Origin of the sequence: Vibrio cidicii (assembly GCF_009665415.1) — a bacterium.
Classification (GTDB): Bacteria; Pseudomonadota; Gammaproteobacteria; order Enterobacterales; family Vibrionaceae; genus Vibrio; species Vibrio cidicii.
In genome coordinates this window covers 2,457,379-2,481,807 of the sequence record NZ_CP035921.1, presented here as the reverse complement: position 1 = coordinate 2,481,807, position 24,429 = coordinate 2,457,379, and the positions used below count along the sequence as shown (strand labels likewise).

25 protein-coding genes are annotated in these 24,429 nt (G+C 50.1%); 6 read left to right on the top strand and 19 right to left on the bottom strand.

Annotated features, from left to right (window positions below; translation table 11 throughout):
* Nucleotides 1-25 precede the first annotated feature (25 nt).
* The 3 genes from ppnN to EWA64_RS12385 all read left to right on the top strand — a co-directional run bounded on the left by ppnN (nucleotide 26) and on the right by EWA64_RS12385 (nucleotide 3,204).
* Complete coding sequence (gene ppnN / locus EWA64_RS12395; RefSeq protein WP_061893678.1) at nucleotides 26-1,402, top strand: nucleotide 5'-monophosphate nucleosidase PpnN; 1,377 nt, start codon at nucleotides 26-28, stop codon at nucleotides 1,400-1,402.
* A gap of 62 nt (nucleotides 1,403-1,464) precedes the next feature.
* On the top strand, nucleotides 1,465-2,232 hold the full coding sequence (gene xni, locus EWA64_RS12390) for a flap endonuclease Xni (RefSeq protein ID WP_061893677.1): 768 nt from the start codon (nucleotides 1,465-1,467) through the stop codon (nucleotides 2,230-2,232).
* A 222-nt stretch (nucleotides 2,233-2,454) separates the two neighbouring features.
* The gene (locus tag EWA64_RS12385) at nucleotides 2,455-3,204 is read left to right on the top strand and encodes a DNA/RNA non-specific endonuclease (RefSeq protein WP_061893676.1); all 750 of its coding nucleotides are present in this window, start codon (nucleotides 2,455-2,457) and stop codon (nucleotides 3,202-3,204) included.
* Between the two features lie 65 nt (nucleotides 3,205-3,269).
* On the opposite strand, the gene rlmM is transcribed toward EWA64_RS12385, so the two are convergent.
* From rlmM to pomA, 7 genes are all read right to left on the bottom strand, one after another.
* On the bottom strand, nucleotides 3,270-4,361 hold the full coding sequence (rlmM, locus tag EWA64_RS12380) for a 23S rRNA (cytidine(2498)-2'-O)-methyltransferase RlmM (protein ID WP_039461050.1): 1,092 nt from the start codon (nucleotides 4,359-4,361) through the stop codon (nucleotides 3,270-3,272).
* Complete coding sequence (locus EWA64_RS12375; protein WP_061893675.1) at nucleotides 4,358-4,756, bottom strand: DUF423 domain-containing protein; 399 nt, start codon at nucleotides 4,754-4,756, stop codon at nucleotides 4,358-4,360. Before EWA64_RS12375 ends, rlmM begins: the two co-directional genes overlap by 4 nt.
* Complete coding sequence (locus EWA64_RS12370) at nucleotides 4,746-5,372, bottom strand: alpha/beta fold hydrolase (RefSeq protein ID WP_061893674.1); 627 nt, start codon at nucleotides 5,370-5,372, stop codon at nucleotides 4,746-4,748. The genes EWA64_RS12375 and EWA64_RS12370 overlap by 11 nt, the downstream gene beginning before the upstream one ends.
* A complete protein-coding gene (locus tag EWA64_RS12365; RefSeq protein WP_061893673.1) occupies nucleotides 5,350-6,273 on the bottom strand; it encodes a transcriptional regulator GcvA in 924 nt (307 codons plus the stop codon). The genes EWA64_RS12370 and EWA64_RS12365 overlap by 23 nt, the downstream gene beginning before the upstream one ends.
* 411 nt (nucleotides 6,274-6,684) lie before the next feature.
* Nucleotides 6,685-8,133 (bottom strand): tRNA uracil 4-sulfurtransferase ThiI, encoded by a 1,449-nt coding sequence (thiI, locus tag EWA64_RS12360; RefSeq protein ID WP_061893672.1) that lies wholly within the window; start codon nucleotides 8,131-8,133, stop codon nucleotides 6,685-6,687.
* Nucleotides 8,134-8,271: 138 nt separating this feature from the next.
* The gene (locus EWA64_RS12355; RefSeq protein ID WP_061893671.1) at nucleotides 8,272-9,219 is read right to left on the bottom strand and encodes a flagellar motor protein MotB; all 948 of its coding nucleotides are present in this window, start codon (nucleotides 9,217-9,219) and stop codon (nucleotides 8,272-8,274) included.
* Nucleotides 9,220-9,234: 15 nt separating this feature from the next.
* Nucleotides 9,235-9,996: a flagellar motor protein PomA gene (pomA, locus tag EWA64_RS12350; protein WP_039424439.1), complete on the bottom strand. Its 762-nt coding sequence runs from the start codon at nucleotides 9,994-9,996 to the stop codon at nucleotides 9,235-9,237.
* Between the two features lie 632 nt (nucleotides 9,997-10,628).
* Between pomA and xseB the strand changes: the two genes are divergently transcribed.
* The 3 genes from xseB to dxs are packed head-to-tail and all read left to right on the top strand — an operon-like array spanning nucleotide 10,629 to nucleotide 13,661.
* Nucleotides 10,629-10,871, top strand: a complete 243-nt coding sequence (gene xseB, locus EWA64_RS12345; protein ID WP_061893670.1) for an exodeoxyribonuclease VII small subunit — start codon at nucleotides 10,629-10,631, stop codon at nucleotides 10,869-10,871.
* 20 nt (nucleotides 10,872-10,891) lie between these two features.
* Entirely contained in the window at nucleotides 10,892-11,776 is an 885-nt protein-coding gene (gene ispA, locus EWA64_RS12340; RefSeq protein WP_061893669.1) for a (2E,6E)-farnesyl diphosphate synthase, read from the top strand.
* A gap of 19 nt (nucleotides 11,777-11,795) precedes the next feature.
* Nucleotides 11,796-13,661: a 1-deoxy-D-xylulose-5-phosphate synthase gene (dxs, locus tag EWA64_RS12335; RefSeq protein ID WP_061893668.1), complete on the top strand. Its 1,866-nt coding sequence runs from the start codon at nucleotides 11,796-11,798 to the stop codon at nucleotides 13,659-13,661.
* Nucleotides 13,662-13,746: 85 nt separating this feature from the next.
* Here dxs and pgpA read toward each other — a convergent pair whose 3' ends face one another.
* From pgpA to frsA, 12 genes are all read right to left on the bottom strand, one after another.
* Entirely contained in the window at nucleotides 13,747-14,253 is a 507-nt protein-coding gene (pgpA, locus tag EWA64_RS12330; RefSeq protein ID WP_039434132.1) for a phosphatidylglycerophosphatase A, read from the bottom strand.
* Nucleotides 14,250-15,227 carry a thiamine-phosphate kinase gene (gene thiL / locus EWA64_RS12325; protein ID WP_039428751.1) on the bottom strand — a complete coding sequence of 326 codons (978 nt, stop codon included), beginning with the start codon at nucleotides 15,225-15,227 and terminating at the stop codon, nucleotides 14,250-14,252. Before thiL ends, pgpA begins: the two co-directional genes overlap by 4 nt.
* Nucleotides 15,228-15,289: 62 nt before the next feature.
* Nucleotides 15,290-15,757: a transcription antitermination factor NusB gene (gene nusB, locus EWA64_RS12320; protein ID WP_039424429.1), complete on the bottom strand. Its 468-nt coding sequence runs from the start codon at nucleotides 15,755-15,757 to the stop codon at nucleotides 15,290-15,292.
* Complete coding sequence (gene ribH / locus EWA64_RS12315) at nucleotides 15,757-16,227, bottom strand: 6,7-dimethyl-8-ribityllumazine synthase (protein WP_039424426.1); 471 nt, start codon at nucleotides 16,225-16,227, stop codon at nucleotides 15,757-15,759. Before ribH ends, nusB begins: the two co-directional genes overlap by 1 nt.
* A 210-nt stretch (nucleotides 16,228-16,437) precedes the next feature.
* The gene (gene ribBA, locus EWA64_RS12310; protein WP_039424424.1) at nucleotides 16,438-17,547 is read right to left on the bottom strand and encodes a bifunctional 3,4-dihydroxy-2-butanone-4-phosphate synthase/GTP cyclohydrolase II; all 1,110 of its coding nucleotides are present in this window, start codon (nucleotides 17,545-17,547) and stop codon (nucleotides 16,438-16,440) included.
* A 95-nt stretch (nucleotides 17,548-17,642) separates the two neighbouring features.
* On the bottom strand, nucleotides 17,643-18,299 hold the full coding sequence (locus EWA64_RS12305) for a riboflavin synthase (protein WP_061893667.1): 657 nt from the start codon (nucleotides 18,297-18,299) through the stop codon (nucleotides 17,643-17,645).
* Nucleotides 18,300-19,412: a bifunctional diaminohydroxyphosphoribosylaminopyrimidine deaminase/5-amino-6-(5-phosphoribosylamino)uracil reductase RibD gene (gene ribD, locus EWA64_RS12300; protein WP_061893666.1), complete on the bottom strand. Its 1,113-nt coding sequence runs from the start codon at nucleotides 19,410-19,412 to the stop codon at nucleotides 18,300-18,302.
* 2 nt (nucleotides 19,413-19,414) lie between these two features.
* A complete protein-coding gene (nrdR, locus tag EWA64_RS12295; RefSeq protein ID WP_011149678.1) occupies nucleotides 19,415-19,864 on the bottom strand; it encodes a transcriptional regulator NrdR in 450 nt (149 codons plus the stop codon).
* Between the two features lie 179 nt (nucleotides 19,865-20,043).
* The gene (locus tag EWA64_RS12290; protein WP_039442446.1) at nucleotides 20,044-21,294 is read right to left on the bottom strand and encodes a glutamate-5-semialdehyde dehydrogenase; all 1,251 of its coding nucleotides are present in this window, start codon (nucleotides 21,292-21,294) and stop codon (nucleotides 20,044-20,046) included.
* 25 nt (nucleotides 21,295-21,319) lie between these two features.
* Nucleotides 21,320-22,459: a glutamate 5-kinase gene (gene proB, locus EWA64_RS12285; RefSeq protein ID WP_061893665.1), complete on the bottom strand. Its 1,140-nt coding sequence runs from the start codon at nucleotides 22,457-22,459 to the stop codon at nucleotides 21,320-21,322.
* Between the two features lie 128 nt (nucleotides 22,460-22,587).
* On the bottom strand, nucleotides 22,588-22,977 hold the full coding sequence (gene crl, locus EWA64_RS12280) for a sigma factor-binding protein Crl (protein ID WP_039424405.1): 390 nt from the start codon (nucleotides 22,975-22,977) through the stop codon (nucleotides 22,588-22,590).
* A 106-nt stretch (nucleotides 22,978-23,083) separates the two neighbouring features.
* Nucleotides 23,084-24,334 carry an esterase FrsA gene (frsA, locus tag EWA64_RS12275; protein WP_061893664.1) on the bottom strand — a complete coding sequence of 417 codons (1,251 nt, stop codon included), beginning with the start codon at nucleotides 24,332-24,334 and terminating at the stop codon, nucleotides 23,084-23,086.
* Between the last annotated feature and the right edge of the window lie 95 nt (nucleotides 24,335-24,429).

Below are 24,429 nucleotides of genomic sequence, written 5' to 3'. Positions count from 1 at the left end.
CCACAACGCTAAGCAAGGAGGCCTTATGATTACTCATATCAGCCCTGCAGGAAGTATGGATCTGCTCTCTCAGCTGGAAGTTGAGCGCCTAAAAAAAACCGCCTCTAGCGAACTGTACCAACTGTACCGCAACTGTACACTCGCGGTACTCAACTCCGGTAGCCACACCGACAACTCCAAAGAGCTGCTGGATAAATATCTATCCTTTGATGTCAACGTGGTGCGCCGTGAGCGCGGCATTAAGTTGGAACTGACCAACCCACCAGAGCACGCTTTTGTCGATGGCGAAATCATCAAGGGCATTCAAGAGCACCTGTTTGCCGTGCTACGTGACATCGTTTACGTCAACATGCATTTGGCCGACAGCCAGCGCTTGAATCTAACCAACGCCACGCACATCACTAATCTCGTGTTCGCGATTTTGCGCAACGCGGGCGCACTGATCCCGGGCATAGAGCCGAACCTTGTGGTGTGTTGGGGGGGACACTCGATCAACCCAACAGAATATCAATACACGCGTGAAGTCGGCAGTGAACTCGGACTGCGTGAGCTGAACATCTGTACGGGTTGTGGGCCGGGTGCAATGGAGGGGCCGATGAAAGGCGCGGCCATTGGCCATGCTAAGCAGCGCTACGCCCATCAACGCTACCTTGGTTTGACTGAGCCATCGATCATTGCCGCTGAGCCACCAAACCCAATTGTCAATGAACTGGTGATCATGCCGGACATTGAAAAACGGTTGGAAGCGTTTGTGCGCATGGCTCACGGCATAATCATCTTCCCCGGAGGTCCGGGCACCGCCGAAGAGCTGCTTTACATCCTCGGCATCATGATGCATCCGGAAAACGCCACACAGCCGATGCCGATCGTCTTGACAGGCCCGAAAGAGAGTGAAGCCTACTTCCGTTCAATCGATGCCTTTATCGGCGATACCTTAGGCGAAGAAGGGCGCAAGCACTACCAAATCATCATTGACAACCCGGCGGAAGTGGCGCGAGTCATGAAACAGGCGATGGGTAAAGTACGTCAGCATCGTAAAGACACCGGTGACGCTTACAGCTATAACTGGTCTCTCAAAATTGAACCTGAGTTCCAGTTGCCGTTTGAGCCGACCCATGATTCGATGGCGAGTTTAGATTTGCATCTGAATCAAAAGCCGCAAGTGCTGGCCGCCAATCTGCGTCGAGCTTTTTCAGGGATTGTAGCGGGTAACGTCAAGGCGGAAGGCATTCGCGAAATCGAACGGAAAGGGCCTTTCGTGATTGATGGCGATCCGGTTTTAATGAAAAAGATGGACAAACTGCTGCGAGATTTCGTCGCGCAACATCGTATGAAATTGCCCGGTGGCAGCGCTTATGTGCCTTGCTACAAAATCGCACCAAGCTCAAACGGTGGTCGATAGCGCAGGGATTTTCCGTTACACTCAGGGGCCATTGGCCCCTTTTCTTTTTGCAGTATTTTGTTATGGCTATTCATCTTGTTATCATCGACGCGCTCAATCTTATCCGCCGAGTCCACTCCGCTCAGCCCGATCCGAATGACATCGCTAATACCATCACCAATACTGGCAGAACACTGCAACGCATTATCCGCGAAGCCCAACCCACTCATATTGTCGCCGTGTTTGATCACTTAGGCGCCGACCGAGGCTGGCGCGCAAAAATCCTGCCTGAATACAAGCAAGGACGCAAACCCATGCCAGAGCCTTTGCTGCAAGGGCTGGAAAAAATTCAAGACGCTTGGTGGGAAATGGGTATTGACTCTTTACTTTCCGAAGGGGATGAAGCCGACGATCTGGTGGCGACACTGGCACAAAAAGTCGCCAGTCACGGCGAAAAAGTGACGATTGTCTCTACCGATAAAGGTTATTGCCAACTGCTCTCTCCCACTCTGCAAATCCGCGACTACTTTCAGCATCGTTGGCTAGATGAGCCGTTTATTGCCAACGAGTTTGGCGTCAAACCGACACAGCTCGCCGACTACTGGGGTTTGGCGGGCATCAGTTCAAGCCAAGTGCCCGGCATTCCCGGTATTGGCCCGAAGGCAGCCAAAGAGATACTGACGCAGTTTGGTGACATAGAGCAAGCCAATCAAAGTGATGCGCTGCCCACCAAATACCGAAAAAAGTTTGAGCTGCATATTGATCAAGCGCGCCGCTGCAAACAGGTCGCAGCGTTAAAAACCGACATTGAACTTGGCTTTAATCTGCAAGATCTGCGTTTTACCCCCTGATCTTCATCGCAATAGTGCCGGGCAAATGCAACAGAATAGCCTATTCTTCACCGTACATTAGCCATCGCTATGTTTATCTCTCATGTGGTGTAATGGGTTACATTCACAATAATTAGATTAATTTAATCAATACCTTACTGAGTATTGATTATTCTATAATCATGATCACGGCACTATTGATAGATATCTCTATTTTTCATTGCTCCAACAAGGAGTACAACAATGAAAAATATCATCTTACTTTCCCTATCCGTCGTTCTATCGCTGCCTGCTTTTGCTGAAACCTGTGGTCAACATTTGGAAAAAGGCATGCCTTCCGTTCACCCCGATCAAGTGTTGTGCCGTGAAGGCTACGCGGTCGGCTACAACTACACCACCAAGAATGCCGATTGGGTGGCTTACCACATCACAGCAGACAGCGTGAATGCCTCGTACAAACGCAGCAACAGCTTTAAAGTGGATAACGAGTTACCAGAGTATGCGCGCTCGACCTTAACCGACTACAGCGGCTCTGGTTACGATCGTGGCCATCTTGCCCCCTCTGCAGCGATGGATTTTAGCCAAACCTCGATGCAACAAAGCTTTTTGATGAGCAACATGTCTCCTCAGCTACCAGGATTTAACCGCGTTGGTTGGCGACTGTTGGAAGAACACGTACGTGACTTAGCCAATGAGTACCATGAACTCTACGTCGTCACCGGGCCGATTTATCAAGGTGGCGACGGCAGCATTGGTAACGGCGTGGCAATCCCGAGCGCTTTCTACAAAGTCATCTTAGATCCCGCGTTCAACGACGCGATAGCGTTCATCGTGCCGCACCGTGATGTATCCGGCAGTGAACTGGTCAATTTTGTCACGACCGTAGACGAAGTCGAAAGACAGACTCAGCTCGATTTTTTCTCTGAAATCGCAGATGCCAGCGAAGAGAGTATGGAATCTCAATTGTGGGAAATGTGGCCAACATCGAACTAATGGTTTGATTTTAACAACGTGAGAATGAAGAAACGCTCCGAGGAGCGTTTCTGTTTTGGCTGCGATTAATGCGGCGAGATGTTAGATAGACACTGCACGTGTACGGTGATCTCTTCACGGTCGTGATAAAGGTGTTTGGCTTGCAATCTGAATTTCACCTTGTTCTCAATCAGGAACATTTTCAGGTTTTCAATATCTTGCAACACCTCGTCGTAGCGACCTTTCATTGGCAATTTAAGATTAAAGATCGCTTCTTTAGCCCAACCTTTGAGGATCCACTGGCCCATTAAGTGAGCAACACGCGCTGGCTTTTCCACCATGTCGCACACCAGCCAAGTGACGTTCTTACGATCGGGCTCAAACTTAAAGCCATCGACCATATGATGACGGATCTGGCCGGTTTCCGTTAGGCTTTCCGCCATCATGCCGTTGTCCACACAGTGAACAAACATCGAACGTTTGACCAGCTGATAAGTCCAACCGCCCGGACACGCGCCGAGATCGACCGCCCACATTCCTGAAGCTAAGCGGGTATCCCACTCTTCGCGAGGAATAAAGACGTGAAACGCCTCTTCCAATTTCAGGGTTGAACGACTTGGCGCATCAGCGGGAAACTTCAGACGAGGGATGCCCATAAAGAAGCGCGAATTGTTATCCGAGTAGGAGTACCCGACAAAGCAGTGTCCTGAGGCAACAAAGCAAACGTGCAGCACAGGCTTTTTCGCATGCTCTTTTGCCATAAGGAAACCTTTTCCGCGCAAGGCCTGACGCATTGGCACCGTGAACTTCCGACAAAACTTCAGCAGCTCTTTCGCTTCATTGGTGTCTGGCGTTTCGATACGCAGATCACCACACATGGGGAAGCTATCGACTTCCTCAAGCTGAGATAAAATCGGGCTAATGCGATCCTCGGCGGGCAGATCGGTAAATTCCGCTGCAACAGCAAACATCTGCCTTGCAAAGATCAACGCGTTGAAATCCAACTCACGAGCCAGCCTGTCGGCATCGCCTGCTTGGTAGCACTCAAACAGCACGTATCCTGCGTTTTTAAACACGCGTGGAAAGCCATAAACCTCTAGCTGAGTCGCTTTATCTTGAATCTCACCGGCGCACTCTTTCTCAAAGCCGGGGCGACAATAGAGCATTAACTGTTTCACTTAGATACCTCGTTCGTTTTCAAAGCCGCGAGCATAAACACCAGCCAGCCGACCATAAACATCAATCCACCCAGTGGCGTTACAGGGCCAAACCATTTTATCCCCGTCAACGCTAACGCGTATAAGCTGCCACTAAAGCAAAAGATGCCGATGATAAAGCAAATCGCGGCGATGAAAAAATAGTTTTGCGCTTTACTTGGCAACGCGCTGCGAAGCAGCAGTGCGCACAGCGCAATCGCCAAGGTATGCCAGAACTGATACATCACTCCGGTTTCAAACACCTCGAGCAAATAGGGCGCTAAGCTGCTTTTCAAACCGTGCGCGGCAAAAGCCCCCAACGCCACCGCTGTCGCGGCAGAAGCGCCAACAAACGCGAGTAACCACTTACTTCTCATTTTGCATTCCTTGAATAAAGGCGGTTAACTGCACAACCGCTGTATTGATATTGTCCTGCTCACTCAGCCCTGAGCGTTTTCTCGGCTTAAAGCTGTGGTCACCATCGGGTAAAAACCGCATCTGCACCGCCGAAGAAAGCGGATACTCTGCGCACTCGCTTTGAGTGCCAAACGTGTCTCTTTCGCCTTGCAGGATCAGAGTGGGTTTGGTTATCACCGCAAGATGCTCACCTTTAAACTTCTCCGCGTTACCCGGAGGATGAAACGGAAAACCGAGGCAGGCGATGGCGCTGACCAGTGGATGGTCGCCTAGCAGGCTGGCCATTCGTCCGCCCATCGACTTGCCGCCAATCACCACAGGCAAAGATGCAACCGATTCAATCACGTCGATAAACGCTGCGAGCAGTTTGGGCGCGCGATCTGGTGGCCGCTTTTTACCATCTTGCGCACGCTTGTCCATGTAGGGAAAATTAAAGCGGACCACACGAATGCCGTTGGCGGCCAACCCTTGTGCCACAAGAGTCATGAAGGCGTGATCCATCGGCGCGCCTGCACCATGGGCAAAAATAAACACTGGCCCACCTTCAGGACCATCAACCAAGTAGGGCAGACTCATCCAGCACCTCTTCTTGTTCTTTACGTGCAGTTGCTAACATCCAATCGCGGAACGTGGCGATGCGTCCCATCTCCGCCTGCTGATCATGACAAACCACATAAAAGGCATTCTTAGAGAGCAAAATTTCATCAAATGGGGCAATCAAGCGCCCGGCTTCCATTTCTGGCCGCGCCAACACGTTGTTGCCGAGCGCGACTCCTTGGCCGTGCGCCGCCGCCTGCAACACCATGGTGGAGTGGCTGAAGATCGGCCCTTGATTAACGTTCACCTCATCTAAACCATTTTCTTTGGCAAACTGTTTCCAATCTTTTCTCGAGGTGTCATGCAGTAGGGTGTGATGTTTCAAGTCACTTAGAGATTCTAATGGTTTGTTGCTCAAAAGTAACGAAGGTGAACAGAGTGGGATCAGATACTCCTGATAGAGTTTGTCAGCACGCAGTCCGGGCCAATATCCGGCGCCATAGTAAATCGCCACATCAACGTCGTCGGTCAAAGAGCCTTCATCCATATCCACGGCTTTGATCCGGACATCGATATCGGGCTGCTGCGCGTTAAAATCGGCTAAGCGCGGCACCAACCATTGAATAGCAAAACTCGGCGGCAGACTGATGGTCAAAGCCCCTTTTTCACTACGTTCCAGCACTTTATCGGTCGCTTCGGACAAGGCGGTAAAAATGTCTTTGATGTCGAGAAAATAACTCTGCCCCTCTTCGGTGAGCAGCAAAGAGCGGTTACGGCGACGAAATAACTTTAAGGAGAGAAACTCTTCTAATGCTTTAATCTGATGACTGACGGCGGCTTGGGTAACAAAAAGCTCCTCAGCAGCACGGGTGAAACTGAGGTGTCTGGCGGCGGCTTCGAACACGCGAAGCGAGTTCAGTGGCGGTAATCTACGTGACATACAACTTACTTACCATTAGTTTTTTTAATCTGAAACATTATAAATTGTCCGTTGTGGAACAGCCAGAGAAATTCTATATTTCACCCCGCAACGCTGGCCTGAACGGCTTGATTCTCTTTAGAATCAATTGGCTTAGTTGTTGCGATGTTGTGTTTGCAAACTCGTATTTCGAGTTAGGTAGATTTCTACCACGATGTTTTGTCTCACTCCCTGTGACAAAACAGATACTTCCTGTATTTATTTTTGACCTGTCTGTCAAATTTGTTACACCGCCTATATTAGGCGGTGTTTTTTTATCTGTCGAAAACACCTTTTACCCTGTTAAAACTGACAGGTAATAAAAACCACAGGCAATAAAAAATCCGAGTGACAACACTCGGATTTCATGGGCTTTGATAGATTCTCGGCGAACTATGGGCGATACACTTTCACGTTGTTAAAGCCTTGTTCTTGCAAATACAGCGCTTGCAAACGGCTCATCACCCCACGCGCACAATAGAGCAGGTAGGTTTTCGATTGGTCTAAATCACCAAACTGAGTGCTGAGCTTGTAAAACGGAATGTGCTTAACCTCGATACCTTCGATTTCCAGAGGGTTATCATCCTCTTCATCCGGACTGCGGATATCAAGCACAACGGCATGTTCTTCAATCGCTTGAACTTGCTCAACTTCCGGCGCAGCCTGTTGAGATTCTTTGGCAATGTCGCGAATATCCATCTGACGAGCATTGCGCACCACTTGCTCGAGAATCGCAAAATCGAAGTTGGCTTCTTCTGCTTCTAGCTTCTCTTTCACCGCTTTAACGGTCGGTTTTTTTGAGATCACACCACAGTACTCAGGCATGGTCTTGGCAAAATCTTCGGTGCCAATGTCACGAGCTACTTTGATGATCTCATCTTTGTCCCAGTTAATCAGAGGGCGCAAAATCAAACGGTCGGTCACGTTATCGATATGACGCAAGTTGGTCAGGGTTTGGCTCGACACCTGCCCCAGCGCTTCCCCCGTCACCAATGCTTGAATGTCAAATTTCTCCGCAACCATGCCCGCTGCGCGCATAAACATACGCTTGAGTACCACCCCCATCTGACCATCTTCGACTTTCTCTAGGATTTCGCCCACCACAGGCTCAAAATCGACCGAGATAAAACGCACCTTGGCCGAAGATCCGTATTTGTTCCACAGGTAGTGAGCGACTTGCTTCACGCCAATCTCATGAGCCGGACCGCCGAGATTGAAGAAGCAGTAATGCACTTTTGAGCCGCGCTTGATGTGCAGATAACTCGAGACACCTGAGTCGAAACCGCCAGAGATCAGGCTGAGAACATCTTCCTGAGTGCCGAGAGGGAAACCGCCCAGCCCTTTGTAATGCGCGAGGATCTGATTGAGCTTATCGTCGATCACTTCAACTTTGATGGTCACTTCTGGGTTGTGCAGTTTGACCGATGCGCTCGCAACGGCTTGGTTTAAACCACCACCGACATAACGCTCAAGTTCAATCGAAGTGAAATCGTGTTTGCCACGGCGCTTAGCGCGCACCACAAAAGTTTTGTTTTCGATGCGCTCGCGATTGAGCTCCAACACCTGCTCATAGATATGATGCAAGTCGTTAAAGTCAGATTGCTGCACTTCCAATATCTGTTGGATACCCGGCGTGCTGGTGAGAATTTCCAACACTTGCTGACGATATTGGTCGCTGTTCGCGGCCACTTCGATGTGGTCGCGACGGTTAAATACAGCCACAGATTCAGTGCGATTCTGAATAATGATGCGGATGTTGCTCTCAAGAATCTTGGTAAAGCGCTTACGTACCGATTCACTCTTTACAAAAATTTCTGGATGGGGCTTTACAATAAATTTCATAGTTCGATTCGCAATCTGTTGACTATCAAATAACACCCGCGTTGCTGCGAAGGTGTCGGCGTTAGGGCGCAAGATTATACACGAATTATACCCATAAAAAAGGCGAGCATTACTGCTCGCCTTGGTGATCACTGGTGGTTATTGAGGAACCGCTGGTATTTCATCGCTATAGAGTGGCTCCCCTTGCATGATGCTGATCTCTACCCGACGGTTCTTCGCTCGGTTTTCGTCAGTATCGTTGGCAACCAATGGCTCAGTATCTGCCATTCCCCGCACACGCAAGCGTTGATGGGAGAAGCCACGCACCTTTTCCATCTCTTGCGCCACCGACACCGCACGCTGCGCGGAGAGATCCCAGTTCGAACGGTAAAGTTCCGAATCCAACTGCAAACTGTCGGTATGGCCGGAGATGCGCACAATGCCCGGCACATCTTTCACCAACTCGGCAATTTGCCTTACCAACGGACGAAACTTGGGTTGCAAGAATGCAGACCCTTCAGGGAAGGCGCCTTTTTCCCGCATACGAATGACAATTTGCTGGCCAAGGTTCTCTAGCTCGATCGCGCCCTGCTCTATCTCTCGCTGCAGTGCTTTCTTAATGCTTTCCATCACCGTTTCCATCTCTTGCGACATGGACTCGGCTTGCTGCTGCTGGCGCTCTTCCTGGGTATTTTGATTGCTTTGCGTCGAAGTTTCCGGTGACTGACCGCCGGTCAGTTTTCCTTCATCGCGCTTCGTACCGCCCGCGCGATCCGATTCACCATCGTGAAACTCTAACGTCTGTTGGGTAATATCGATCGTCTGCTGCATGATGACGTCAATCGGCGTTGGCTCGGGTCGCCCGGGGCGAAACTCTTGAGCAATAATGCTGGTGCCTTTGGGAATGTCTTTCACCTCAAGGCGGTTTTGTACCCCAAATGCAAATTTCATCGAACCTGCGATCTGCTTAAACTTGAGCACATCCATCTCAGAAAACGACAGCAGCAACACGAAGAAACACATCAGCAATGACATCAAGTCAGCGAATGTTCCCATCCACAATGGCAAGCCGGGAGGGGGACATTTACACTTCTCTTCATCGTCCATCACTCACTCCCGTGATTACTCGTTAATGTCGAGAGCGCGCTTACTCTCATTGAGATAATTTTTCAGATAACCGTCAATCACTCGTGGGTTTTGCCCATCTTGAATCGCGAGCACACCGTCCATAATCAGGCGGCGATTGAGCGTCTCTTGGTCACGGCGCAGCGCCAATTTGTCAGCAATAGGGAAAAACACCATGTTAGACAAGATTGCTCCGTACAAGGTCGTTAAAAGCGCAACCGCCATCGCAGGGCCGATGGACTTAGGGTCATCCATGTTAGATAGCATCGCCACCAAGCCAACCAGTGTACCGATCATGCCCATCGCAGGAGCAACGTCACCGAAGGCGCGAAATACCCCCGTTCCTTGGGTGTGACGTTCATCGGTCAGCGCTATGTCTTTTTGTAATGCAGCTCGGACCACATCGGCATCATGACCATCCACGAGCAAATCGATTCCTTTTTGCATAAAACTGTTGGAGATCTCCATCTCTTCCAACGCGAGGAAACCGCCTTTTCGCGCCGCGTCTGCCATTTCAACAATTTTGGCAATCAAATCCTCCGGCTCATCGGCCTTAAACATAAATGCTTTGCCAGCGATTTTGGCCGCGCCGAAAAATTGCCCCATTGTGAACTTCATTAACACAACAAAGACCGATCCACCGACAACAATCAGAATGGAGGTCACATCGACGAACATCATGATGCTGCCGCCAAGAATCATCGCCATGACAACGAACGCAAGGCCACCAATCAAACCTAAAAGGGTTGCTAAATCCACAAAGCACTCCTCATGCTATTTATGTTTTTACTGCTGCGGGAAAAAACAGATTATTTCTTTTATCGACAACGAGTAAGCTTCTTTTAGTAAAAACTTGGCTATTGAATCACAAAAAAGGCGGTCAGCGGCAAAATCTCCGTCAACCACCACGCTTCACGACTAAAGCAAGTGTACGACGATAGCCCATTTACTGCCATTGGCTTGGGCAAGTTTACTGCCATTTGTTAGGGTCTGTTGACCTTTTACGGTTAAATTTTGTTCGAGATAAAAGCGTTTTAATCGCGGCGAGAGGTTTGTAGCCTAGTCATTCTAAGCAAAACACCTCTCAACAAAGAGTAAAACGCTTTTAGCTGAACCCTTCGGGCAGCGTTTGTGGCTCCTTTTTGCTGCGTTATCGGCTTATCATGTAGGCCCCTACAATTCAAAGCCTCTGCCTTGCACAAAGAACCCACAAACTGCTGCAAAAATCATCTAAAAAGGTCAACAGACCCTAGGAGTGGAAGCTTGTTTTTGTTCTCGCTCGATTCCTCTATAATAGTTGCCCTCAATTTCAGATAAATTTCCCTGCTTAAATTTGACCAAGCAAGCACGCTAAGGTAACTTTCGGGCATTCTTTACAAGGCAGAAACAGTATGGCGACGAAGAAACCAGAAAATATGTCCTTCGAGGCAACCATCGAAGAGCTGGACGGTTTGGTAGATCAACTGGAAAACGGTGATTTGACCTTAGACGATGCGCTGAAAAAATTTGAGCGTGGGATCGCGCTCGCCAGAGCGAGCCAAGCGAAACTCAGCGAAGCAGAACAACGTGTCAGCATTCTTCTTAGCGAAGATGAACAAGCGCCGCTGAGCGATTTCACTATTCCGTCAGAGTAATTTTTTGCATGAATAATTCCATGGTTGACGTATTGACGTCGTATCAAAAGCGCAATAATGAGCAACTCAATCATTGGTTGGACGGTTTGCCGCACCAAAATCAGGCGCTGATCCAAGCGATGCGGTACGGTCTCGTTCTGGGTGGCAAACGTGCTCGCCCTTTTCTGGTTTACATTACTGGCGAGATGCTCGGCTGCACGCCACAAGATCTTGATACGCCCGCTTGCGCCATTGAGTGTATTCATGCCTATTCTCTGATCCATGATGATCTCCCGGCCATGGACGACGATGAGCTGCGCCGCGGCCAGCCAACCTGCCATATTAAGTTTGACGAAGCGACCGCCATTCTCACCGGCGACGCGCTGCAAACTCTGGCCTTCTCCATTCTTGCTGAAGGGAGCTTGTCTGCACAAGGCGAGTCACAGCGCGTACGTATGGTTCAAGCACTCGCTGAAGCCTCCGGCGCTCAAGGCATGTGTGTTGGACAAGCGCTCGATCTGGCTGCGGAAAACCGCTTGGTCAGCCTAGAAGAGCTGGAAGAGATCCATCGCAATAAAACTGGCGCTCTGATGCGCTGCGCAGTTCGACTTGGCGCGCTCGCAGCGGGAGAAAAAGGGCGTGACATTCTGCCGCAACTAGACCAATACGCCGCCGCCGTTGGCCTCGCGTTTCAAGTACAAGATGACATTTTGGACATCATCAGTGACACCGAAACGCTCGGAAAACCACAAGGTTCCGACCAAGAGCTCAATAAAAGTACCTATCCTGCGTTGCTTGGTTTAGACGGCGCTATTGAGAAAGCTCACACTCTGTTACAGGAAGCACTTCAAGCTTTGGATGCAATCCCATACAATACCCAATTACTCGAAGAGTTCGCCCGATACGTCGTCGAGCGCAAGAACTAAACTATAAGCGCGCATATTTATGACTCTTGATATTTCAAAGTACCCAACACTCGCACTGGCAGAAGATCCTCAGGAGCTGCGTCTGCTCCCTAAAGAGACACTGCCAACGCTGTGTGATGAGCTGCGTACCTATCTGCTTAACTCCGTCAGTCAATCAAGCGGCCACTTAGCCTCTGGCCTTGGCACAGTCGAACTCACAGTCGCTCTGCATTACGTCTACAACACACCCTTTGATCAGTTGATCTGGGATGTGGGCCACCAAGCCTATCCGCACAAAATTCTTACCGGCCGCCGTGAGCAAATGTCCACGATTCGACAAAAAGGCGGTTTGCATCCGTTTCCTTGGCGCGAAGAGAGTGAGTACGACACTCTGTCTGTCGGCCACTCTTCCACCTCCATCAGCGCTGCGTTGGGAATGGCCATCTGCGCGGAAAAAGAGGGGCAGAATCGCAAAGTCGTGAGCGTAATTGGCGATGGCGCCATTACCGCGGGCATGGCTTTTGAAGCGATGAACCACGCAGGTGATGTGCACGCGGATATGTTAGTGATCCTCAATGACAATGAGATGTCGATTTCCGAAAATGTCGGTGCGCTCAACAACCATCTAGCGCGTCTCCTGTCTGGCAATTTTTACACCTCCATTCGTGAAGGCGGTAAGAAGGTCCTCTCTGGCGTGCCACCAATTAAGGAGTTGGTGCGCCGCACCGAAGAACACCTCAAAGGCATGGTTGTGCCGGGCACGCTGTTTGAAGAGTTGGGCTTTAACTACATCGGCCCGATTGACGGCCATGACGTCACGGAACTGGTGAAAACACTGAAAAACATGCGTGAGCTGAAAGGCCCACAGTTTTTGCATGTGATGACCAAAAAAGGCAAGGGCTACGAGCCAGCTGAGAAAGATCCGATCGGTTATCACGGCGTACCTAAGTTTGATCCCGCCCGCACCTGTTTGCCCAAAAGCAGCGGCGGCAAGCCGAGCTTTTCGAATATCTTCGGTGATTTCCTTTGTGATATGGCGGCGCAAGATCCCAAGTTAATGGCGATCACTCCGGCCATGCGTGAAGGCTCTGGCATGGTGCGTTTCTCCAAAGAGTACCCAGAGCAATATTTCGATGTGGCGATTGCCGAACAGCACGCTGTGACGCTGGCAACCGGCATGGCAATTGGCGGATACAAGCCTATCGTCGCCATCTATTCGACCTTCTTGCAACGCGGTTATGATCAGCTGATTCACGATGTGGCCATTATGAACTTGCCAGTGATGTTTGCTATCGATCGCGCGGGATTGGTCGGGGCCGATGGTCAAACTCACCAAGGTGCATTTGACTTAAGTTACCTGCGCTGCATTCCCAACATGGTGATCATGGCGCCAAGTGATGAGAACGAATGCCGCCAAATGCTTTACACTGGCCACCAGCATAACGGTCCGAGCGCGGTACGTTATCCTCGCGGCAGTGGCATGGGCACACCGATTGAAGAGGCGTTTACCGCCCTCGAAATTGGCAAAGGCCGCCTCATCCGAACGGGTGAGAAAGTGGCGATTCTCAGCTTCGGTACCTTCTTAGAAAATGCCCTCCAAGCGGCCGATATTCTTAACGCGACCGTCGCAGACATGCGTTTTGTGAAACCACTTGATGAAGCGCTGATCCGCCAACTGGTTGCCACACACGATGTGATTGTCACCGTGGAAGAAAATGCCATCGCTGGCGGAGCTGGTGCCGGTGTCGTGGAATTTTTGATGCAGGAAAAACTCATCAAACCTGTACTCAATCTTGGTCTGCCGGATAAGTTTATTCCTCAAGGGACCCAAGAAGAGCTGCATCAAGAGCTAGGACTAGATGCCATTGGTATTGAGCAGGCGATTTTGTCTTATCTGGCCAAATAGTTCGCTCCTAGCAATGAAAAAGGGTTGGCTCAATTTGCCAACCCTTTTTGTTTTCCAACACTCACATTGCCATCTATAACGCCGCTTAACTTAGCCAGCCTGCGTAGTATCCCACCAAGTAGAGAGCAACCGCTGACATTACGCCCGCCACAATGTCATCGAGCATAATCCCTAAGCCGCCATGCACTCGTTTATCCAGCCAGCCAATCGGCCACGGCTTAACCATGTCGAAAAAGCGAAACAGCACAAAACCGCTCACCAACCATTGCCATTCACTCAACGGAATATTGAGCGCTGGCACAATCAGCATAGTGATCCAAAACCCGGCAAATTCATCCCACACTATCGAACCGTGATCGTGCACGCCCATATCCGCCGAGGTCACTTGACAGATTTTTATCCCCACCACACACGCTAGCAGTACAACCAATAGATAGATGGGCAATGGCAGGTAAGCCAGCAGAAGGAAAAAGGGCACGGAAGCCAGCGTCCCCATGGTACCGGGTACTACTGGTGACAAACCACTACCAAAACCGGTGGCCAGCAAATGCCAAGGATTACTCAATGAGAGCTTCGCCAACGGGTTACTCATTTACTTTGCCCCTTAAAGTGGTCAAAACCGCTCAGTTGCCAATCCAACTTAGTGCCGTTGTCATGCAGTTCAAAAAAGCCTTGCGGGCGAATTTGTCCAATGCAGGTCACTTTGCAACCAACATGCGCCAGTGAACTTTCTAACGAGCCGCGACTCTCTTCTGGGACGGTGAAACAGAGCTCGTACTCTTCGCCACTGGTGAGCGCATATTGCTGCGCTGTTTCTCGATCATCGAGAAATGAAAGCAGCTCAGGGGAGATAGGCAGTTTTGAGACGTCAATGCTCACACCAACACCTGAGCGCTGCAGAATATGGCCCAGATCCGCAACCAGACCATCGGAAATATCAATCGCCGCCGATGCCAGCCCCACCAAGGCTTGTCCGGCCAAAATGCGCGGCATACTCAAGTAATGCGCCTTCTCCAGCGCCAAAGCCGCAGGGCGGCTGCGCTGCGCGCTATTGAGAATCACATCAAGGCCCGCTTTGGCATCGCCCAAAGTGCCCGTCACAAACACGTAGTCCCCCGGTTTCGCGCCACTGCGCTTGAGCGCTTTTCCTTCAGGAACATAACCTTGCACCGTCAGGGTTAAACTCAATGGCCCTTTGGTGGTATCACCGCCAATGAGCTGGATGCCAAAATAGTCGGCTAGCTTGAAGAACGCATCACAAAAAGGCGCAAGCCAAGTTTCGTCTGGTTCTGGCATGGTTAACGCCAAAGAGACCCACGCAGGTGTCGCGCCCATGGCCGCCAAATCACTGATATTCGACGCCAGCGCCTTGTGCGCCACCCAAGCCGGATCGGCTTCGGGTAAAAAATGGGTACCACAAACTAGAGTATCGGTGCTGATAGCGAGTTGCACATTGGCGAGCGGTTTTACCAGAGCGCAGTCGTCTCCAGCGGCAAGGTAAACATCTTTACGTTGTGCCTGACGGCCAACGAAGTATTTTTCAATCAGATTAAATTCGCCTGAGATCAAAATCCTTTCCTTTGTATAAAAAAGGTCAGCGAGTGCTGACCTTTTCTGTAGAACGCTTGTTACTTTTTGCGAACATGCGGTGCGGCTTTATCCAGCACACCGTTGACGAATTTGTGGCTATCTTCTGCCGCAAACACTTTCGCTAGTTCAATCGCTTCGTTGATGACCACTTTGTAAGGAACATCTTCACGACGCGTCATTTCGTACATTGCCAGACGGAGCAATGCCAGCTCCATCATATCCAGATCCTGCATAGGGCGTGAAACGTAAGGACGAATCTTGCTATCCAGTTCCGCGTGACTCAATACAACACCGGTCAACAAGTCACGGAAGTATGCAACGTCAGTTTCAGGAGCAGCCAAGGCAGGCTCAGCAGCGCGATGTTCTTCTTCATCGTACTTTTCACCTGACAAAAATTGCTCTTCGATTGTGGCAACATTTTCTTTAGTAATTTGCCATGAGTAAATTGCTTGTAAAGCGAATTGACGTGCATTACGACGTGCGGCTGGTTTCACACTGGCCCCCATTAGGAATCGATTTCAGAAAGAACGTTGATCATCTCAAGCGCGCTCAGTGCAGCCTCTGCACCTTTGTTACCAGCCTTGGTTCCTGCGCGTTCAATAGCTTGATCGATCGTATCAACAGTCAAGACACCAAATGCGACTGGAATGCTAAATTCCATCGACACTTGTGCCAGACCTTTATTCATTTCACTACAAACATAGTCAAAATGCGGCGTGCCACCACGGATAACTGTGCCCAGAGAAACAATCGCATCATACTTGCCAGTTTTAGCAACACGTTGAGCAACCAGAGGAAGTTCAACTGCACCGGGGCAACGTACGACAGTGATGTTGTCATCGCTAACTTGTCCGTGACGCTTTAAAGTATCGATGGCACCAGACAATAAACTTTCGTTAATAAAACTGTTGAAACGAGAAATAACGATAGCAATTTTTGCGTTTGGCGCGGGGAAGCCACCCTCGATCACTTTCATAAGCCTTCCTTTAACTATGTTCATCAAGTGAGAATCGCCGGATTCTAGCACAAATTTGTGAGCAATATCTAATGGTATTTCGCCGCCGATTATCCTGCCAGCGGGGCTGTTATCTGCCGGTTTTAGTCCGTTAGAAGGAAAAACTCAGGTAAAAAAACGCAGCCAATCGTGGGCTGCGTTTCTCTTATCGGTCACACGAACGTCAGTTGGCTATTCACACACGTACTCAACCACGTTGAGGCCAAAGCCGCCCAGCGCATGGTACTTCTTATTTGATGAGGAGAGCAGACGCATGTCATGCACCCCAAGATCGGCCAGAATTTGAGAGCCAACCCCAACACGGCGTGATGTTCCCTGCTTTTTCGCCAGCTTCGGCGCATCGTCTTTATCTTGCGCTTCAAACATTTTCACGCGGTGGATCAAAAGCTCTGGCGACTCTTCGTTGCCAAGAATAACCAACACTCCACCCTCTTGGCCGATACGGGCCATCGCTTTATCGAGCGTCCAGCTGCGCTCAGCATTGCGGTCACTGCGCAATAGATCGGTAAAGGTGTCTTGCAAATGCACGCGCACCAATGGTGTGTTTTGTTTTAAATCGCCTTTGCACAGAGCAAAATGGATCTGCTGGTCGATGATGTCGCGATAAGTCACCAACGTAAATTCGCCGTATTCCGTCGGCAGTTGGCACTGTGCGACACGCTCGATGGTGGTTTCGGTGTTGTTGCGATACTCGATAAGGTCAGCGATGGTGCCGAGCTTCAAACCATGCTTTTCAGCAAACAGTTCTAAATCTGGGCGACGCGCCATGGTGCCGTCATCATTGAGGATCTCGACAATCACGGAGGCAGGCTCCAACCCGGCAAGGCGCGCCAAATCACATCCCGCTTCGGTATGACCTGCGCGAGTTAACACGCCACCATCTTGCGCCGCGAGAGGAAAAATGTGCCCCGGCTGAACCAGATCCGCCGCTTTCGCTTCTTTGGCTACCGCAGCTTGTACGGTACGCGCGCGATCAGCAGCAGAAATCCCGGTGGTCACCCCTTCGGCCGCTTCAATCGAGACGGTAAAATTGGTGGTGTACTGGGCATTATTGTCCTGCACCATTGGTGGCAAGCCAAGACGCTTGCAGCGCTCTTTGGTCATGGTCAGACAAATCAGGCCGCGCCCGTGGGTCGCCATAAAATTAATCGCCTCAGGCGAAATGTGTTCTGCGGCCATGATCAGGTCGCCTTCGTTTTCACGGTCTTCGTCATCCATGAGGATAACCATTTTCCCCAAACGAATATCGTCGATAATTTCCTGTGGAGTGCTGATCGGCATAGTCTCTTTCCTGTCATTTAAGTACAGAGCGTTACATTCTGTGTAGTCTGAATTATCGTCTCAATGTGTCAATAAGCGTGCTAACGTTCTGTGAACTAAGCAAAACCATTCTGTTGCAGAAACGCCATCGTAAGGCGAGATTCAGGTGCCTCTTGCGCCTGATTTCCTTGCAACAGACGCTCCATGTAGCGCGCTAGTACATCCACTTCCAGATTCACTTTGCGCCCAACGTGAAAATCATTGATGGTCGTCTCTTCGCCCGTATGCGGTACGATCGTCAGCTTAAAGGCGTTTTTACGCAGGTCATTGACCGTAAGACTGATGCCATCAACCGTAATCGAGCCTTTTTCGGCGACGTATTTGCTTATCTCTACTGGCATCTGTACCCAGAACTCGATCGCCCGGCCAACCTGATTGCGCTCAACAATTTCCCCGACGCCATCAACATGCCCCGAAACGATGTGTCCACCAAAACGAGTGGTTGGCAACATGGCTTTCTCTAAATTGACTTTGGAGCCTACCTGATAATGCGCAAAACCGGTTTTTTTCAGCGTCTCCAAGGAGAGATCAGCGCTGTAATAGTTCGGGCCAAAATCAATCACGGTCAGACAAACGCCATTGGTGGCAATACTGTCGCCTAACTTCACATCCGACATATCCAGCTTACCGGTTTGCACCGTCACACTGATGTCTTCGCCGCGCGGAGTGATCGCCGTCAGCGTGCCTACGGCTTCGATAATTCCTGTAAACATTTAATTTTCTTTCTCTTTGGGAGTCGCGATGATACGGATATCAGGGCCGACCATGCGTACGTCTTTAATGGTTAAATCCATCACTTGCGCCATATCGCTCAGACCAAGTGCGCCAATCAGCCCGCGACCATCACTGCCCATTAACTTAGGGGCTAGGTAGACAATCAACTCATCAACCAAACCTTTGCTGAGCAGAGCCCCAGCCAAAGTGGCCCCGGCTTCAACCCAGACATGATTGACGTTGAATTTGTGGGTGAGGCTTTGCAGCGTACGAGTCAGATCCAGACTGCCTTGCTCATCAAACTCTGGGGCAAGATCGCCAAGTGGGCTGACGATCACTCGTTCCCCAGGCGTTTGGAAAAGCTTGAGCGAAGAAGTGAGTTGCGACTGACGATCCAAAATCACTCGCACAGGCTGGCGCAGGTCACTTTCTTCATAGTGCGCTTGCACTGAAGCGGGCAGCTCAGACCAACGCACATTGAGTGAGGCGTTATCTTCAATCACGGTTTTGCTGGTCGATAAAATCGCTCCCGCTTTGGCGCGAAACCGTTGTACGTCACGACGGGCATTCGCGGAGGTGATCCACTGGCTCTGACCGTTGCTAAGCGCACTTTGCCCATCTAAAGATGCCGCCATTTTCAGCTGCACAAACGGCATACCCGTTTGCATGCGCTTAATAAAAGCAGGGTTGAGAGCGACGGCTTCAGCTTCCATGAGGCCGACGTGCACGTCAATACCGGCATCTCGCAGCATTTGAAAACCGCGTCCGGCCACTTGCGGATTGGGATCTTGCATCGCACCAATCACTTTCGCTACGCCCGCCTTAGTCAGGCCTTCAGCGCACGGTGGAGTACGGCCATAGTGAGAACAAGGCTCTAAGGTCACATACGCCGTTGCGCCGCGTGCTTTTTCGCCCGCCATGCGCAGTGCATGCACTTCCGCATGCGGCTCGCCAGCTCGTGCGTGATAACCTTCGCCGACAATTTCTCCATCACGCACCAACACACAACCGACATTCGGGTTTGGCGCAGTGGTATAGATGCCCCGTTTGGCAAGGGCAATTGCCCGAGTCATCATTTGGTAATCAAAAGCGGTAAATGGGGATGGGTTCATGGCTAATCTTCTAACCTCGCGATCTCTTCGCCAAACTCGCGAATATCTTCAAAGCTACGGTAGACAGAGGCAAAACGGATGTAAGCCACTTTATCGAGATGTTTGAGCTGCTCCATGACTAAGTTACCAATCATTTTACTCGGCACTTCCCGCTCACCAGTCGCTCTGAGCTTAGATTTGATCATGCTGATCGCCAGTTCAATCGCATCAGCGCTGACTGGGCGTTTTTCTAGTGCACGCTGGATGCCACCGACCATTTTGTCTTCATTGAATGGTTCACGATTGCCGTTGGACTTGATCACTTTCGGCATCAGCAATTCAGCGGTTTCAAATGTGGTAAAGCGTTCATTACACGCTAAACATTGACGACGACGACGAACTTGATGCCCGTCGGCCACCAAACGAGAGTCGATCACTTTGGTGTCGTTTTCGGAACAAAAGGGACAATGCATATCACCTCCCAATAATGGATAAGCCAGTCAACACTCGAGGAGCAAAAATGGACTTTTCGCTTGTTTTATTCAGCCTAATTCGAGTGATGAAATGTGAGCTAGTGTAGCGGAATTGCCTAAACGAATAAAACAAAAAGGGGCCATGATGGCCCCTTTCGCGCTGATATTCGCAGGTTATGTTAACTGCGTGGCAGGTAATTGGCTTTGCCGACCCATTTGTAGCTGGTGAGCTCTTCCAACCCCATCGGGCCACGGGCGTGCAGTTTTTGCGTTGACACGGCCACTTCAGCGCCAAGGCCAAATTGCGCGCCATCGGTAAAACGGGTAGACGCGTTGACGTACACCGCCGCCGAATCCACTGAGTTAATAAAGCGCTCAGCATTTTCCAAACTGTTGGTCATGATCGCATCCGAATGGCTGGCATTGTGCTCACGCATGTGTTCAATCGCTTGGGCCACATCCGCCACCACTTTCACACCCAGTGTGTAGCTTAGCCATTCCGTGTCAAAATCGCCCTCTTGTGCATCGCGCAGATGGTCAGCACTTCCCATCAACGCTTTCGCTTGTGGCTCTGCGACAAACGTCACTTTGTCATTCAAACGCGCCACCAACATAGGCAGGAACTCGGCTGCAACCTGCTGGTGGACTAACAGCGTGTCCAGCGAGTTACACGCCGATGGGCGCTGCACTTTGGCGTTTTCAACGACATCGAGTGATTTTTCTAGGTTTGCGCTCTCATCAACAAAAATATGGCTGATGCCAAAACCACCGATGATGACCGGAATGGTGCTGTTCTCTTTGCACATTTTGTGCAGACCAGCACCGCCGCGTGGAATGATCATGTCCACGTACTCATCCATTTTCAGCAGTTGATTGACCAACTCGCGATCAGGCTTTTCAATATACTGCACCGATGCGGCTGGCAGCTTGGCTTTGGCCAGTGCCGATTGAATTACATTCACCAGTTCCATGTTGGAGAAGAACGTCTCTTTCCCACCACGTAGAATGCTGGCATTACCCGTTTTCAGACACAGCGCCGCGATATCAATCGTCACATTCGGGCGCGCTTCATAAATAACGCCAACCACCCCTAATGGCACGCGGCGGCGAGAAAGCTGCATGCCGTTTTCCAACACTTTACTATCAATCTCACTACCGACTGGATCAGCAAGGCTGATGACGTTACGTACATCGTTAGCGATGCCATGCAAGCGCTGCTCATTAAGAAGCAGACGATCCAGCATAGCGTCGCTTAAACCCGCCTGACGCCCCAGTTCAATGTCTTTTGCATTCGCTGCTAAAATATCCGCGGCGTTAGCCTCAAGCTCATCGGCAATCAGCGCCAATGCGCGGTTTTTCTGCGCCGTGGAGGCGGTCGCGAGTTGAAAAGCGGCCTCTTTTGCCGCTTTGCCTAAGTTGGTCAATTCCACCTGAAATCCTCTTTGCTGTTGCCGACTATTCTTGAATCACTACCATGTCATCACGGTGAATCACTTCTGAACCATAGTCGTAGCCCAAAATAGAGATGATGTCTTTACTGTGTTTCCCTGCGATCTTTGCCATATCTTGGTGCGAATAGCTGGCAATACCACGAGCGATCAGCTGGCCTTGTTCATTAGTGATGCGGACCACTTCACCGCGAGAAAACTCGCCCAACACCTTAGTAACCCCTTTCGCCAGCAGACTGCTGCCTTTTTCCAGCACCGCTTTCACCGCGCCGCCGTCGATGACGATGTCACCTGAAGCAGCAGGGCCGGCTAAGATCCAGCGTTTGCGGTTTTCCAATGCCTCTTCGCATGGCAAAAAGCGGGTGCCTTGCGGCGTATCGCCCAGTGAATCAAAAATCACGTTTTCTGCGCGGCCAGCAGCGATGATGACTTCAATACCTGCTCGGCGAGCAATATCGGCCGCTTGCAGTTTGGTCGCCATGCCACCAGTGCCAAGCGTGGTACCACTCCCACCCGCGATTTTACGTAACGTGTCATCGATGGTTTTCACTTCTTTGATCAGCTCCGCATTGGGATCTTTGCGCGGGTCGGCCGTAAACAGCCCTTTTTGATCGGTGAGCAGCAAAAGCTTATCTGCACCGCATAAGATACCGACTAAGGCAGAAAGGTTGTCGTTGTCGCCGACTTTGATTTCGCTGGTGGCGACGGCATCATTTTCGTTGACCACCGGAATGATGTCGTTTTCGACCAAGGCATTGATGGTGTCACGCGCGTTAAGAAAACGCTCGCGATCTTCTAGATCCGCACGAGTGAGCAGCATCTGCCCGATTTTTATTCCGTAGATGGCGAACAACGATTCCCACGTCTGAATCAACTGGCTTTGCCCAACAGCCGCCAGCAGCTGCTTGCTCGCCATCGCATTGGGTAGCGCCGGGTAACCTAAGTGCTCTCGCCCGGCAGCAATTGCCCCTGACGAAACAACGACCACCGAATGGCCTTGCTTTTTGAGTTCTGCACACTGGCGAGCCAGCTCAACCATATGAGCTCGGTCAAGTGCCAATGTCCCACCGGTTAACACACTGGTGCCCAGCTTAACAACGACCGTTTTTGCCTGGAATGCTGCGCTGCTTTGTTGATTCGTAGTCATGATGTCTTCTGAAATGAAACACAAATTAAGATAAGAGTGGTTGTTTTAGCAATCTAATCGGCAATTCACAAGCAGAAAAGGTGCGAAAATCGCACCTTTTTAATTGTTAGAGCGCAAGCCTTAGAAAATCAGACAAATTCTACCGACTCGTCATGATAGGCGACGGTTAACTTAAACTGTTCATCCAAGGTTTTCACCAGCTTGGCATGAAAACAGTGCTGAGTTTGGTTCACTTCCGTCGCGACTTTTTTAGGCAGCGCTTCATTGAGCCAGTTTCCGTCTGTATCGTATTTCCCTGCATGGTATTTCGCCGTGAATCCCCCTTCGACAGATTCAAGCACCATCCACCAACCCCAAAACTCACGCAGTTCAGGGGATTTTCGATCATCTACACAAACAGACAAGCAGTCAAAGTAGTAATGCCCTTCCTTAGACTGAGGATCTCTCAGGTAAGGTCCCATTGCACGCAGTTTGGTCAACAAACGGTTATGAGTTGGGTTATTCGTCACTTCTGACATATTGAATCTCCATTTTCTTCAATGTTAAGAATGACAATAATTTTTATTTATCATGAGGTTATTTTATTAAACTCATATTTCACTCTTAACTAAATTAGGAGATTTGTCACCTTAATAGTTCATCTTCCAGCCACTTTATCGCCAAATCGAGGGATTGCTCATATCCTTGTGTAATTGTTTTGGCGCTAATTTGCTTCGCTTTGCCATAATTGCTGTAAAGCGCAACTAACTGATTGTCTGAATGGGGAGAAACGGGGTCGCCTTCTAAACTCATTGCCAAGATTGGCACTTTGGTTTTACGGCTTGAGAGGAATCCTTGCACTTTTAAAGACCATGCCGCCATTTGCCCAGAGAGGCTGTAAATATCCACGACATTTTTACCAAGCCTCGAAGCGAGGACATCGAGATACATCTTCGGCATGCTTTGCAGTTTTTGCGGTGAAGCAAATACATGATGAATCGGTGCACCAAGCGTCACACACGCTTTGATCTTGTCCTGCTCAAGGAAAGATAGACGCACCATGGTGTTGCCACCAAAACGAAATCCAATCAGGCCAACACGGTGATGGTCCACATAAGGAATGGAAAACAGTTCATTCAATACAGCTTGATGCAGACAGCTGTAGTCCTCGGTTAACGGCCATTTGGCGCTGTAGCCGACGGACGGCATATCTACCGTCAGCATGGCAATGTCATGTTTAGCCAGATGATCACGAAACAGTCGCCACATATCGGTTTGCAAGCTGTCGAGGCCTGCACTGACGATCACCACCGGATGCGGTTTATCGGTATTAGTCAAATGCAGATGAGCAACAATGGTGCCCTTTTCGTAAGGGATCTCCAGTTGCTTGATGATGTATTGACTCTTCTCTGCGGCCTCAAGATAAGCGCGATTTGCCAGCACCTGAGCTTGCAGGGCTAAATTGTCATTTTTAAGGTGAGGGTATCCGGCAATGCTGTAGCAAAGTGAGGCGGAAAACAGCTCTTCTGCCGCTTTTTCCTTAGACATCTCAGCAGCTCGCTTTTGATGCAACATCCCCAGTTTTGTCCACTCATAAGCCCAGTTGCCACTGTGATACCCCATGACGGTATCCAACCACTGCTCATCCGTGCGGGAGTGTTTTGAAGAGGCGATAGAGGCCAAAACTTGCTCTTGCTCGATAGGGTCAACGCCCTGCCATACCCACTGCAAACGGCGCAAGTTGCGGTACCAAGCGTAACCCGTTTTGGCTTTCTGTTCGTCCAGCAGTGACTGGCTGGTTGGCATATATTGAGTTAATGCCGAGGTTTCTTTCGCCTGTTTATGCTTCACAAACAGAGTTTCAGACAAGTTTTTGCTGGTTTCTTCTTCAGACATACATGACTCAGGGCACTTTAGCTAACATCAAAGACTTAGGCGAAACAGTATAACAGCAATAAAAAAAATGGCCCATGCAAGGGCCATTTTTTTAC